Origin of the sequence: Psychrobacter sp., from assembly GCF_049295055.1 — a bacterium.
GTDB lineage: Bacteria > Pseudomonadota > Gammaproteobacteria > Pseudomonadales > Moraxellaceae > Psychrobacter.
This window is the reverse complement of record NZ_JBAQQF010000042.1, coordinates 1-14,857: the sequence shown is the minus strand read 5'-3', so window position 1 is coordinate 14,857 and position 14,857 is coordinate 1. Positions and strand designations below refer to the sequence as shown.

The 14,857-nt window shown below is 42.2% G+C and carries 9 protein-coding genes; 6 read left to right on the top strand and 3 right to left on the bottom strand.

All coding sequences use genetic code 11. From position 1 onward, the window contains the following. Position 1: 1 nt before the first annotated feature. Positions 2 to 3,460 carry an ATP-binding protein gene (locus WAZ74_RS05825; RefSeq protein WP_422306758.1) on the bottom strand — a complete coding sequence of 1,153 codons (3,459 nt, stop codon included), beginning with the start codon at positions 3,458 to 3,460 and terminating at the stop codon, positions 2 to 4. A gap of 443 nt (positions 3,461 to 3,903) precedes the next feature. On the opposite strand from WAZ74_RS05825, the gene cysM reads away from it, so the two are divergent. The 6 genes from cysM to WAZ74_RS05795 all read left to right on the top strand — a co-directional run bounded on the left by cysM (position 3,904) and on the right by WAZ74_RS05795 (position 12,035). Further along, the gene (gene cysM, locus WAZ74_RS05820; protein WP_422306756.1) at positions 3,904 to 4,872 is read left to right on the top strand and encodes a cysteine synthase CysM; all 969 of its coding nucleotides are present in this window, start codon (positions 3,904 to 3,906) and stop codon (positions 4,870 to 4,872) included. A 36-nt stretch (positions 4,873 to 4,908) separates the two neighbouring features. Continuing rightward, positions 4,909 to 5,733, top strand: a complete 825-nt coding sequence (locus WAZ74_RS05815; RefSeq protein ID WP_422306851.1) for a 3'-5' exonuclease — start codon at positions 4,909 to 4,911, stop codon at positions 5,731 to 5,733. Between the two features lie 79 nt (positions 5,734 to 5,812). Next, a complete protein-coding gene (rlmD, locus tag WAZ74_RS05810; protein WP_422306754.1) occupies positions 5,813 to 7,369 on the top strand; it encodes a 23S rRNA (uracil(1939)-C(5))-methyltransferase RlmD in 1,557 nt (518 codons plus the stop codon). Positions 7,370 to 7,765: 396 nt separating this feature from the next. Then, positions 7,766 to 10,306, top strand: a complete 2,541-nt coding sequence (locus tag WAZ74_RS05805) for a RelA/SpoT family protein (RefSeq protein ID WP_422306752.1) — start codon at positions 7,766 to 7,768, stop codon at positions 10,304 to 10,306. A 66-nt stretch (positions 10,307 to 10,372) separates the two neighbouring features. After that, positions 10,373 to 11,371, top strand: a complete 999-nt coding sequence (mutM, locus tag WAZ74_RS05800) for a bifunctional DNA-formamidopyrimidine glycosylase/DNA-(apurinic or apyrimidinic site) lyase (RefSeq protein ID WP_422306750.1) — start codon at positions 10,373 to 10,375, stop codon at positions 11,369 to 11,371. Positions 11,372 to 11,594: 223 nt separating this feature from the next. After that, positions 11,595 to 12,035 carry a hypothetical protein gene (locus tag WAZ74_RS05795; protein ID WP_422306748.1) on the top strand — a complete coding sequence of 147 codons (441 nt, stop codon included), beginning with the start codon at positions 11,595 to 11,597 and terminating at the stop codon, positions 12,033 to 12,035. A gap of 177 nt (positions 12,036 to 12,212) precedes the next feature. On the opposite strand, the gene mscL is transcribed toward WAZ74_RS05795, so the two are convergent. Together mscL and typA are read right to left on the bottom strand one after the other, a co-directional pair. After that, positions 12,213 to 12,656: a large conductance mechanosensitive channel protein MscL gene (gene mscL, locus WAZ74_RS05790; RefSeq protein ID WP_422306746.1), complete on the bottom strand. Its 444-nt coding sequence runs from the start codon at positions 12,654 to 12,656 to the stop codon at positions 12,213 to 12,215. A gap of 303 nt (positions 12,657 to 12,959) precedes the next feature. Further along, positions 12,960 to 14,807, bottom strand: a complete 1,848-nt coding sequence (typA, locus tag WAZ74_RS05785) for a translational GTPase TypA (protein ID WP_422306744.1) — start codon at positions 14,805 to 14,807, stop codon at positions 12,960 to 12,962. Positions 14,808 to 14,857: the final 50 nt, after the last annotated feature.

The following is a 14,857-nucleotide window of genomic DNA, read 5'->3' as shown; positions in this document are numbered from 1 at the left end:
TTTAAATCATTTTCCAAGTCATATCATTTTCGCTCAGACGATGATAATTAAGCTGAGGATAAGAGGATAAATCTAGCGTTTGTAAGTTATTTAGCGCTAATAATAAAGCGTCATAATAAGGCTCAAGCATTGCAAACTGCGCAGGCGTGGTATGTTGGATATTTAGTAAGCACTTATCCTCTAAATCTTGGCTAGCTTGGCGTAACTGTGGTACTCCAGTATAACGACTGCCGCCCAATATACGGTGAGCAATTTGCCCGAGCATACTACGATTGCGGGTTTCCCACGCATGCGTCAATGCCTGCTTTTCATCGTTAATGGTATCGAGCATCATAATGATCAGCTTAGCAGCAAGATCCGGTTTATTAGCTGAGCGAGTCAACGCATCTTGCCAGTTTAGAATATCTGAATTTTCAAAAATATTTATATTTAAGTCTATATTTTTTTGCTCAGACGGATTTTGTACTGTCTGTTCTGGTATTTCATCTTTAATGCTATCGACCCTTTGAAAGGAGTGCATCTCTAATGATGCTTGTTCCTGCGCTTGATAACGTAAATTTTCATAGCGTGGCTGAGTTTCGCGCAGGGGTTCACGCCTATAATCCTCACGAGGCTGACTGTCACGTAAATAGTCATCGCGGATTTTCTTTAATGATAAAGGTCGCGTAATTTTTTGCCGACTGCGCATTTTGGCAGTATTATCACTATTCGCCTCACTTCTTTTAACCATTGGATAAGTAGGCGTTGTAGCGTCTGAATAGGCAGCTATCGGCGGCGATTCTAACGCTTGTAAATCGCTACTTTGTTCACTATTTATTTTTGAAGGATCTTCGTTTACTACCGTTAGTGGTGAAGGTGAAGTAGTGCGCCCAAGCCATTTTTGTAGCACTTGTAGTAACTGTGGCTGACTAATAGGCTTACCCACATAATCATTAATACCACTCGCGATCAATTTATCACGCTCATCGGCTAGTCCATGTGCAGTCAAGGCAATAATCGGTATGTGACTATCAGCCGTCTCAATATTGCGAATTTGCCGTGCTGCTTCATGGCCTGACATACGTGGCATTTGAATATCCATAAAGATAAGATCAATACTGTTTTTATGCTGCGCGCCGCTCTTCTCTTCTGTAGTAGAGTCTTCAAAAGGTAGCGCACCAGCCGCTGTTTTATTGACATCGTCACGCGTTTGGGCTTTAGATATCTGCGTCTTTTTCGACAGACTTTGTTTTTCAGTTTTAGCGGTTTTAATATTTTTGGTTTGCTGCTTGCTGATAAGCTCTATCGCGTCAAAACCGCTACTGACGGTAATGACATTGATGCCAAGCTCACTCAGTAGCGCATCGAGTACCAATAAGTTTGGCAGATGGTCATCGACTGCCAATACGGTGACACCCTTCCAGCGTGGCTCTTGAATGCCTTTGGGTGCGCTACGCTTTTGCGTATCAAGCATGGCATATAGTTGTCTTTTATCTAATGGTTCATACAATATATTGGCATGGTAGCGATTGAGCAGTGCTTGGTCAGCGGCCACTTGATAGCCAAATACTGCAAGCTTACCTTGATAATGCAGGCGAATTTGTTTGAGCAGCGCCATCATATCGTCTTGCGTATCATCATCAACGATAACCCAATCCCAATAATTACCCCGCTCTTTTAGCGACTCAAGCACGCCCGGCAACGAGTTTGCTTGGATCAGTTTAATCGGTAAATGCTGCAGGCTAGCCTTGAGCACTTGTATAGAGGCAGTATGATTGATCCAGATTAAGACATTAAACTCATCGGTAGCGCTCGCCAGTGGCGCTAGAACCGGCAGCTCAATCGTTTGTCCAGTCGCCGCTTCTAACACATCGACATGCGCTGGCATGCGAAACCAAAAAGTCGCCCCTTGATTGGAGATATTTTCTTGCACATTATCATAAAAACCAATATCACCGCCCATCAGCCGTGTCAATTGTTTAGAGATGACCAAACCCAACCCTGTGCCACCATATTGACGAGTGATTGACGGATCACCTTGGCTAAAGCTTTGAAAGAGCATTTTTTGATCAGATAATGAAATACCTTTACCACTGTCTTGCACGCTAATCATCAAGTAATTGTCTTGATGATCATCTAAGCTGACGCGTACCACGACATCGCCGCTGTCGGTGAATTTAATCGCATTACCGACAATATTGGTCAGTACTTGCTTGAGTCGCAAGGCATCGCCATTGATACGCATCGGTACATCGTTATAAAACAGTACCGCCATGCGCAGACCTTTTTCTGCAGACACTGGTGACAGCATATCGACCACATCATAGATGGTTTCATACAGATCAAACTCATGGCGATCAAGTACCAGTTTACCGGCTTCAATCTTGGAAAAATCCAATACATCATTTACTAACGCCAGTAAATGTGCGGACGATTTGCGGATGGTTTGTACATACAAGTCTTGTTCAGGATTTAGCTCACCATGACGCGCGAGCAAGTTAATAAAACCATCGATACTATTTAGTGGTGTACGCAACTCATGACTGATATTGGCTAGAAACGCCGATTTGGCTTGGCTGGTTGAGATTGCCGCGTCACGCGCATTACGAATAGAGATGTTTTGCATTTCCATTTCATCAAAAGCAAGACGCAAATCATCTTCTGTTTGCTCCGAATGATCTTTCAGCTCTTGGAAGCTGCCATGTAAACGGCGTAAAGTCCTAACCAAATCTTGTTGTAATAAATTCAGCTCGCCACTCGATTCAACCGGAATAGGTTGGTATAGATTGTCGACATGAGTACGCTGCAGCTGCAAACGTAGCTCATAGATTGGCGCTATCCAACGTTTTGAATAAATATTCAGGCTCAGCAGCAAGATTAAAATAGTAAATAAACCCGTAATCACCAAGGCCATCGCGATACGATAGCGGGCGATATAAAGCGGCTCATTATCCATATCAACCAATAACCACAATTGCTGACCGTCAAACTCACCCAATATGCTGCCATAAGCGGTACCGATGGCCGTTGGTTTTTGCGATAAAAAGCGCTCTGAGGAGTCTATTGATGGCCATACCTCATCAGTACCATAACCCACGCTTGCCAGCACTTGATTGCTCTGATTAACAATAGCAATGCGCTGCACATGCTGCTCAGACTGCATACGCCCTAGCCTATCTTGAATGCCTTCTAGCATCGTTATTGCTGCTTGCGAGGTATTATCTGTATTGCTGTTTGCTGTTCCCGACTCTATCTTTTCACGCTCTTGCTCCAATAATTCCGGAATAAGCGCCACAATCTCTGGTGTATAACGAATCAGTACCGCTTCTGCCAACACCTCTTGTTCAGAATTACTGGCGCGCATGGTTTCGTAAAATACCAAAATACCGCCCACTGCCGCCAGTAAACAAATCGGCAAAAACACCAGTATAATCAGCTGACCATAGGCACTACTGGTATCGAAACGTTTTTTGTAAGCCATGCTAGATTCCATCTCCACTGATGTTTTTGCGACAGGTAGTTTTGTTACTGAGACGATTAATAAGCAAAAGCCATCAAATCTCGCTTGAGATTATCTTAACAGGATTCTATCAGCGGCTGTTAGACAATCATTGATAAAGCTTGATGCGCTAAGCGCAGCTGAAAACAAAATGATATAATGGCGCAAATTTTTATTTGCCATAATAAATACCTGACAGTTGTGATGTATTCACTTACTATTGTTAGCGCATTATTAATAAATGGTTATTTAATATGGTGATATACACCATGTCGTTAAACGATAAAAATATCAATTTAATTATAAAATCGTCGTTTAAAAGGCGAATGAATAAACCACTCTCATTTAAGAGGCTTTTAAGAGACCGTTCTTTTAACAGACCATTCTTTTAACAGACATTTTTAAAAAACCAATAAGGATACCTTATGTCCGCTACGGCTAAGTCAAACGCTAATTTCATCACTCAAATCACTGACCTTGCTGATTGTGTGGGTCAAACGCCATTGGTTAAATTGCAGCGCTTGCCTGAGCAAGAGCAGATTGCTAATGGTGCGCTATTGCTAGCCAAGCTCGAAGGTAATAATCCTGCTGGTTCGGTGAAAGACCGTCCTGCATTTAATATGATTTATCAAGCCGAGCAGCGTGGCGATATCAAGCCTGGTGATATGTTGATTGAAGCGACCAGCGGCAATACTGGTATTGCTTTAGCCATGGTCGCGGCGATGCGTGGTTATCCGATCACCTTATTTATGCCAACCAACTCAACCCAAGAGCGTAAAGATGCCATGATTGCTTATGGTGCCACATTAATCGAAGTGGATGAAGGTATAGAAGCGGCGCGTGATTTAGCATTACAGATGCAAACGGATGGTAAAGGCATTGTGCTCGATCAATTTAATAATCCTGATAATAAACAAGCGCATTATCTGACCACCGGCCCTGAACTTTGGACACAAACTAACGGTAAAATTACTCATTTTATCAGTTCTATGGGTACCACTGGCACCATTACCGGTGTTGCACAGTATTTAAAAGAACAAAACCCTGCCGTAAAAATTATTGGTTTGCAGCCTGATGAAGACGCGTCTATCGCTGGTATTCGCCGCTGGCCTGCGGCTTATATGCCGGGTATTTTTGAAGCGCACTTAGTTGATGATATTATGGATATTGATCAACGCGTCGCTGAAGTTTATATGCGCAAGCTTGCCAAAACCGAAGGGATTTTTGCTGGTGTATCTTCGGGTGCGGCAGCATGGGCAGCGATACAAGTGGCTAAAAAAAATCCCAACGCTGTCATCGCCTTTATCGTTTGTGATCGCGGTGATCGTTACTTATCCACCGGTTTATATAATATCGATGACAGCATAAAAAATACTGACAACGCAACACCATAAGCCAACCACTAGGTAAAACTATCTATGTCATACGCTATGTCACACGCCTTTTCGTCTAATCCTATATTGGTCTTTGATATTGAGACCGTCGCGGATACGGATGCTGCCCGCCGTATCTATCCGCAATTGGCTGAGTTAAATGATGCGGATACCTTGAGCGCGTTAACGGCTATTCGAATACAAGAAGCGGGACACGATTTTATGCGTTTGCCGTTGCAGCGTATTGTCTGTATTTCTGCGCTCTATATTAAAGATGGTACGTTTTCTTTATTTTCTTTAACCGCAGACAAGTTTAGCGAAAAAGACATTCTTACCAAGTTTTTTCGGGCATTTAGTGAGGTTAAAAAACTACCTAAAGTGATTAGCTGGAATGGCTCTGGTTTTGATATTCCGGTGTTGATATATCGCGCTATGCAATACGATTTGTCAGCGCCTTGGTTATTTGAAGAAGGCGAGCGCATCAAAAACATGCGTTTTGATAATTATGTGAATCGCTTTCACACGCGCCACCTTGATTTAATGGACAGATTTAGCCAATACGGTGCCAGCCGCCGTGAAGCAATGGCTGTCGTTGCAAGTTTATACGGCTTACCTGGTAAAACGGATATCGATGGCAGCATGATTGGCGACCTCGTCAGCAATAATGACTGGCAGACACTAGCGATATATTGTGAGTCTAATGTCATGAATACTTGGTTGATATATTTGCGCTGGCTGCGTCTAACCGGACAACTCTCCTCGCCTGATTTCAATGCTTGGCAACAGCAAAGCCGTGACTATTTAGAAAAAATCACCCAAGCGGATGGCAGTCCACGCCATCGAGCATTTATTACCGATTGGTCATCTGCCCCCGAATCATAAAAAATACAGTTATAAGCACTTTGTTCTACCCTCATTTTTTTAACTATTTTTATTTATCATCTATTAATAAGGCAGGTTTATGCAACCCACCGATTCAAAAAATTCTACACCTTCGGGCAATATACAAACAGACGCCATACAACAAACCAACGAGACTCAGACTATTACTATCCCGCCAAACAAGAAAAAATCCAAGCCCTCATCAAAGACACGCCGTCGTCTAAAAGATGCTGAGCCACTGCCCTTTACTATTGATGGCTTATCACATGATTGTCGCGGCGTTGCCGTATATGGTAATGGCTTTGGAGAGGCCGAAGGACACATCACAGATAAGCATGGCAAAAAGATCTTTGTCAGCTTTGCATTGCCGGGTGAAAGCGCTTTGGTTAAAATCACTAATAGTCGTACTAGTTTTGAAGAAGGCGATGCCATTAGTATCACTGCCAATCCAAATCCTGAGCGCGCTGTACCGCCCTGCCCGCACTTTGGGGTTTGTGGCGGTTGTAGCTTACAACATTGGCAACCGGAGGCACAGATTACTTTTAAGCAGTCTGTCCTTGCTGAAATGCTAGAGCATCAAGCCCACGTTCAGCCTGATCATTGGCTAGCACCCATAGTCGGTGATCAACTCGGCTATCGTACCAAGGCGCGACTTGGCGTACGTTATGTCGCCAAAAAAGAAACGGCATTGGTAGGCTTTCGCGAGCGTTCAAGTAACTTCTTGGCTGAGCTAAATGAATGTCATATCTTAGATCCGCGTATTGGCTTTGAGATTGAAAACTTAAAAGCACTAATCAGCACCTTAGAGAGTCGTGACAAAATTGCCCAACTTGAGCTGGCCATGGGTGAATATCTACCAGAATTACCGGATGGTGATCAACCAGTGGCATTAATCGTGCGTAACCTAGCGCCATTATCAGAGTCGGATATAGATAAGCTAAAAGGCTTCTTTGCTGCTCGCAATTGGCAGTTATATTTACAATCAAAAGGTGCTGATAGCATCCAGCGTATTGCTTTGACTGAGGCTGATGATTTAAGCCAACAGTTTGGGCGTCTTTATTATCAATTACCTGAATACGACCTTACTTTCGAATTTATCCCGACAGATTTCACCCAAGTCAATTTGTCAGTAAACCGTCAAATGACCAAACTTGCTTGTGATTTGTTGGATTTAAAAGCAGGCGAACGGGTACTGGATTTATTTAGCGGCTTGGGTAATTTTAGCTTACCACTTGCGCGTTTGGTTGGTGAAACTGGCTCCGTCGTTGGTGTTGAAGGCAGTGAAGCCATGACTGCGCGTGCCACTGATAATGCGCGTCGCAATGGCATTAATAATACTGAATTTTATAGCCAAGACTTAACGCAGGACTGTACGGATAAACCTTGGGCCAATCAAGGGTTTGATGCGCTACTTATTGATCCGCCACGTTCTGGCGCATGGGAAATCATGCAGTATCTGCCAAAGTTTAACGCCGAGCGTATTGTCTATGTATCCTGTAATCCTGCTACCCTCGCTCGTGATACCAAAGCGCTGCTAGAACAAGGTTACCGTTTGACTCATGCTGGCGTCATGGATATGTTTTGCCATACCGGTCACGTTGAGTCAATCGCTCGCTTTGAGAAGGTATCAGCTTAGCGCTCATTTTTTGCGTTTATTTGTTTTAATGCATAATAGCGGTACAGTATTATTTTAAAGTGATTGAGCTGAATGGCGCTTAAAGCGAATAAACAAGAGGTGTATAAATAAGCCGCTATATTATTGAGACCGGCATTATCATTACAGAGCCTCGCTTGATTTGTCATCGCAACCTGCGATAATAATAGTCAGTGCTTTCATTTTTTAATAAAAATGTAGCAAGCATACATACTTATAATGGTACGTATTATTCATATATCTAATTTTATAGCTGCTAAAAAATGGATTTTTTAGCAGCTATATTGATTTATAACGGACTATTCACAACTAGCAAGCTCATCACATGCATTGTAAATGCCGTTATCATCAATTTAGAATAGCTAAGAGGAGTGGGCTATGGTAAAAATTCGTGAAGGATTACCGCTGGTGGATGGACAGACCACACAAGCTGACAGTGCCGCACTAGCGGCGCAACTGGTCGCGAGTCAACGCTCTCATCAGTCCGCCAACAGCTATGCCCAAATTCCCCTCGATATCAAACACCAGCTGTCCACTCATAAACTACATACCACCTTTGATCGCTCCGCACAGTATGCTTACCATAGTCATGACCCGAATCTTAAAAACGAGTATTTAGACAATAGACTTCTCGATGAATCTTCCACACGTTCACAGCAAGAGCTTGAAGCGATCGATTTAGATCAGATAAATATTGACGTACCTACTTGGCTAAACAATGTGGCTAAGCGTATCGGGCAAGAATCTGTGCCCAATCTCAGTGCTGCCTGTGAGTTTATCCGCAGTCATATGAATACCAGTGAATCTGAGCGTTCAGGCGCTTACGTGACGGGTATTGCGATGACAGACATATTGACCTACCTTTACCAAGATGAAGATGCCCTTGTCGCTGCTATGCTCTATCGTAGCGCGCGTAAGTCAATCATTAGCCTTACTGAGATTGAAAAAAAATTCGGTGCTGATATATCAACTTTAGTCAAAGATACGTTGGCGATGGGTAAGCTGTCTGAGATTATCGAGAGCAATAAGCGCTTAGAAGATCACTTTGTTAATAACCAGCGTGACCAGCTATCAAACATTTATAGCATGCTTATCTCCGTCACCAATGATGTGCGTGTGGTACTCATCAAGCTGGCTGAGCGTACTTTTGCCATGCGTGAGCTGACCTTTGCTAATGAAGAGCGGCAAAATCGCGTCGCGCGTGAGGTCATGACGATTTATGCGCCATTATCGCACCGCTTGGGTATCGCCCAGCTGAAGTGGGAACTTGAAGACTTAGCGTTTCGCTACCTTGCACCAGAGCGCTATAAAGAGATTGCCAAGCTGTTATCTGAAAAACGTAGCGAACGTGAGTCCTACATTCAGCGCGTGCAAGACAAGCTTAACGAAGCGTTGGCAGAAGCTGGTATTGAAGGTGAAGTTTCAGGACGCGTCAAGCATATCTACTCTATTTATCGAAAAATGAAGCTTAAAGGCTTATCGTTTGATCAGCTTTATGACATTCGCGCCTTGCGAATATTGGTCAACAACCCTTCAGATTGCTATCATGTTTTAGGACTGGTACATGGCTTGTGGCGTTATATTCCTGAACAATTTGACGACTATATTACCAATCCAAAGTCTAATGGTTATCGCTCACTGCATACGGCAGTCATTGCCGAAAATAAATCGCTTGAAGTACAAATTCGTACTCAAGAAATGCACTTTGAAGCCGAGCTTGGCATGTGTGCTCATGTCAATTACAAAGAAGGTCTCAAAAATAAGAAAGACAACTATCTTAATCAAAGAATCAGCTCCTTACGCCAATTGTTGTCTATTAATAATCAGCCGCGCTCATCATCATTAACCGGTGATGAGCTAGAAGATATTGAGTTTGATGACGAAGAACAACTGGTTGATTTTGATGAGCTCGAACGTATTTATATCTTTAGTCGTGATGGAGATATTATTGAGCTACCAAAAGGTGCAACTGTACTGGATTTTGCCTATTACGTGCATACGCAAGTTGGCAATCGTGCCCAAGCTGCGCGAGTCAATCAGCGCTATGTGCCTCTGACCTATCAGCTCAAGACTGGTGAACAGGTTGAGATTATTACCAAAGCCTCACGTGAGCCAAACCGCGACTGGCTGGTCGCGTCACTCGGTTATATTCATACCAACCGCGCACGCTCAAAACTGCGTCAGTGGTTTAACAAACAAGACCGCGATAAAAATATCGAGATTGGTCGTCAGATGCTGAGCAAAGAGCTAGAGCGTTTATCGGTGCACCCTAATAGCATTGATTTAAACGACTATATTCAGCATTTTCATGTCAACAATACCGATGATATCGTCGTCGGTCTAGTGACAGGTGAGATTGGACTCAACCAACTCACCAACCATATTTCTCGTCAATTGCATCTAGAGCCTGAGAAAACTGAAGAAGATTTTTCACCTAGTATCGATACAAGAGACTCAGGTCAACGTGATGCTTACAAAATCAATATCGATGGCTTGGACAATATCGAGATTAATTTGGCAGGCTGCTGTCATCCCGTACACGGTGAGCCAATCGCTGGTTATATCACTTTGTCGCGCGGTGTCAGTGTGCATAATCGGGGCTGTCCCGAGTATCTACGTCTGATTGAGCGTGATCCTGAGCGCGAAATCGAGGCTGCTTGGAAAGTTAAATCGGGCAGATATCAACCGGTAGATATTCATGTAGAGGCGTACGATAGGCGCGGACTTTTACGCGATTTGACCCAAATTATTGATAATGAAAACGTTAATATTCGTCAAGTTGAAACGCTGAGTAATGATGACAATATTGCCTTTCTGAAGTTTCATATTGAGGTTTCGGGGTTGGCGCATTTATCAAAGCTGTTAGCCAAGCTCGAACAGCAGCACGGCATCTTACATGCTCGCCGTGCCGTTGCTTAATGATAAAACCATTAAAATTTTCTAAAAATACCTTTAGTCAATAATAGAGTTTTTATAAGAAATACTATGCCTGAGTTACCCGAAGTAGAAACGACAAAAATCAGTCTTGCGCCGCTGTTAGGTCGCAAAGTTACCAATGTCGAAGTCTTTCAACCAAAACTGCGTTGGTCGATGCCTGATGATTTAAACAGTTTAATTGATTACACTTTGGATAGCGTTGAGCGACGAGCAAAGTATTTAATACTTAACTTTATACCTTTAGTGGCTGATAATGCTATCAGCCCCATCCAGACTAACACGTTCCAAATTAACACATTAAAACCGCGACAACTTTTAATTCACCTTGGTATGTCAGGTAGCTTACAACAACACAGTCATGCTAGCGAAAAACGTAAACACGACCATTTGGTGATGACCTTTATTGGTGCTGACAACACGCAAACCCAATTACACTATTACGATCCTAGACGCTTTGGATCTGTCTTATGGCTTGAAGATTATGGTCATAAACTATTAGATCATTTAGGGCCTGAGCCGTTATCAGAAGCATTTACCCCAGATTATTTATATGACTTAATCCAGCGTACCAATAACCCTAACCAAGCATCTAATGCCACTTTAACAAATGAAATCACAGACAATAAAACCATCACCAGTAAGAAAATAGTCAATAAGACCACTGCCAATAAGCAACCGATCAAACGTGCTATTAAGTCGGTGATTATGGAGCAGCAAGTTGTGGTCGGTGTTGGCAATATTTACGCAACCGAAAGCTTATATCTTTCAGGCATTCATCCAGCAACACCTGCCCACGAGCTATCATTCGAGCAAATTACAGTACTGGTTGATCATATCAAAGTTATTTTGCAAAAGGCGATAGCGCTTGGCGGTTCAACATTACGTGATTTCACAGTTGCCAGTGGACAAACAGGATACTTTCAACAAACCTTGAATGTCTACGGCAGAAATGGTGAGACTTGTCCACAATGTAATACAGTACTAGAAAACGTTAAGCTCAATGGGCGTGCCAGTGTTTATTGTCCTCACTGTCAGCCAATCAGTTAGGTTTAAGCATTTTTATTAGAAACCATACTTTCGAGAAAGATGTCTTGCGTATTTTTGTTGCTTATTGGCGTACATATTGCTTTAATAGCACCAGCACTTACATAAATAGTGCAAACCATTTATTGATCTGTAATATATAATCTATTAATCGTTGCCGCGGTATTTCTGTGGGGAAATAGCAGCAGCTATTCATCATACTATTTATGAGTTTTAGGACATCATTATGACGGCTCAAGCTAAAATTAAACGCACCGCTAAATATAAGCTATTAACGACGATTGCAAGTGTCAGCTTAGTTTTTGCAAGCATGCAGCCTGTTTTGGCAGCAATAGAAATTGATGAAACTGATTTTGGTCCTTCTTATGAGACCATGGCAGTTGACACCATTGTTGGGAAGCCATTACAGCTAGTAGCAGCAGTAGCTGGTACAGCAGCTTATCTCGTCAGCCTTCCTTTCTCTCTCATCGGCGGTAATGCCGACCAAGCACAGCAGAAGTTGTTCGTTGAGCCATGGAATGCAATGGGGCGCTGCTTAGGCTGTACCGTTGCTGAGGATAATTATTACAAATCACAGGTCGTTGACAACAACGTCGTACGTATCATTGTTGATCAACCATCAGAAATTCTAATTAATACCAACGATTATGTCATAGTCACTCCTTAACTACTTAGACCTCGATTTTTACTATCCACTTATGTAATTAATGAGTGATAGTAAATTTTTTATGAATCGATACTTTATCAACTGATATGTGATTATTTATAACTATGCAATAAGAAAAAAGGCTAACATTACGTTAGCCTTTTTTAATTCTATTATCCCATCTCAAATGAAGTGGCTTTATTTCATAATATTACTATTACCAAGCTTGGCGCTAATTTCACGAAGTAGTTGTACTTCTTCTGAAGGCCCTGCTACTTTTTCCTCTACCTCATCTGTACGACGTAATTTGTTGACCATCTTAACCATCATAAAAATGATAAACGCTAAAATCAGGAAGTTAATCATCACTGTAATAAAACTACCATAGGCTAATACAGGAACGCCTGCTTCTTTTAGAGCGTCATAGCTCATAGCAACACCTTTAGGCGCATCTCCTAATATTAAAAACATATTCTTAAAATTGATTTCGCCGCCAACAATAAAAGCAATGATTGGCATAATGATATCTTCAACCAAAGATTTCGTGATAGTAGCGAATGCCCCACCGATAATGACACCGACCGCTAGATCCATCACATTGCCCTTTAAAGCAAACTCTTTAAACTCAGATGCCATACTCACGATTTCTCTCCTCAAAATTCTTGTCTATCATTAGATGAACGTATAAATAGCTAACTCAATATTGGGTTTTAATGAAAACAGTTGAAATGCTTATTGTTTTAAAAAATTCTGTTGCATCATTACATTCTTATTATATAAAAAATACAGCACAAAAAAAACAGTATAGAATGAGGTATTTTCTACTCATTCTATACTGCTTGCTAGATACTGCACTCGATACTAATACAGAAGATATGGATTAGTATTGAGCATATCTCTTAGCACTCAACCAAATAAATTATTAGTAGCATTTATTGGTTAATATTAAGCACCTTTCTTACGACCATAACGTTTACGCTCACTTTCGGTCAAGTAACGCTTACGCAGACGGATAGATTTCGGTGTTACTTCAACCAACTCATCGTCTTGAATGAATTCAAGCGCTTGCTCAAGAGTAAACTTGATCGCAGGCGTTAAAGTCAATGCTTCATCAGTACCACTAGCACGAACGTTGGTTAACTGCTTGGCTGTTGTCGGGTTAACGGCCATATCATCGTTACGTGAATTCAGACCAACAATCATACCTTCATAAACTTCAAGCTGTGGCTCAGCAAACATTTTGCCACGCTTTTGTAGGTTAAACAGTGCGAAGCCTAAGCAGACACCTTTGGTCATAGAAACAAGTACGCCGTTAGAACGAGCACCGACATCACCAATTTTTTGTGGACCATAATGCGAGAAGCTTGACGTTAGGATACCTGTTCCTGAAGTCAATGTTAAGAACTCAGAACGGAAACCAATTAAGCCACGAGCTGGCATTGTCGCTTCAATACGCATACGACCTTTACCATCAAGCTCCATGTTAGTCATCTCGCCTTTACGTAGACCAACTTGCTCCATGATTGGACCTTGATGCTGATCTTCAACATCAAAGACGACATTCTCATACGGCTCTTGTAGCTTACCATCAATTTCTTTCACGATAACTTCTGGACGCGACACACCAAGCTCATACCCTTCACGGCGCATATTTTCAATCAATACAGAAAGATGTAGCTCGCCACGACCTGATACTTTAAACTTATCAGGAGATTCTGTGTCTTCTACACGCAAGGCCACATTATGAATGAGTTCACGCTCAAGACGTTCACGAATGTTGCGTGAAGTAACGAACTTGCCTTCACGACCAGCAAATGGAGAGTTATTCACTTGGAAAGTCATAGATACTGTTGGTTCGTCAACCGTTAACGGTGGCAAAGCTTCAACATGATTAGGATCACATATAGTATCTGAGATGTTAAGCGCATCAACACCAGTAATACAGACAATGTCACCTGCTTGCGCATCATCTACTTCAATACGATCAAGACCATGGTAACCCATAATCTTTAATATACGACCGTTACGAGTTTCGCCATCTTTATCAATGACAGTCACTTGCGTATTAGTAGATATGCGACCACGCTGAATACGGCCGATACCAATAACGCCTACAAAGCTATTATAATCAATGCTCGATATTTGCATACGGAACGGAGCATCAGCATCAACTTGTGGTGGCTGTACTACATCAACGATAGTTTTAAATAACGGCGTCATGTCATCCGCTAAATTATCAGCTTCTAAACCTGCAATACCATTCAATGCTGATGCATAAACAACTGGAAAGTCTAATTGCTCGTCAGTAGCACCTAAATTATCAAACAGATCAAAGATTTGATCCATCACCCAATCAGGACGCGAACCAGGACGGTCAATTTTGTTAATCACAACAATAGGCTTTAGACCTTGCTCGAACGCTTTCTGAGTCACAAAACGAGTCTGAGGCATTGGGCCATCAACACCGTCTACAACCAGAAGTACACAGTCAACCATTGACATGACGCGCTCAACTTCGCCACCAAAGTCGGCGTGACCTGGAGTATCTACAATGTTGATACGGTATTCAGTACCGTCAGTGTCGTCAGTCCAGCGGATAGCTGTGTTCTTAGCCAAAATAGTAATACCACGTTCTTGCTCAATATCACCTGAATCCATTGCACGTTCAGCAATGTTTGCACGGTCGCCAAAAGTACCAGACTGATGTAATAGCTTATCAACCAAAGTGGTTTTACCGTGGTCAACGTGGGCAATAATTGCAATGTTACGCAGGTGTTTGATATCGTTCGCCATATAAAATGCTCGTTTCGTCTTAAAAAAATGCAGTAGCAGTAAGCACTGCT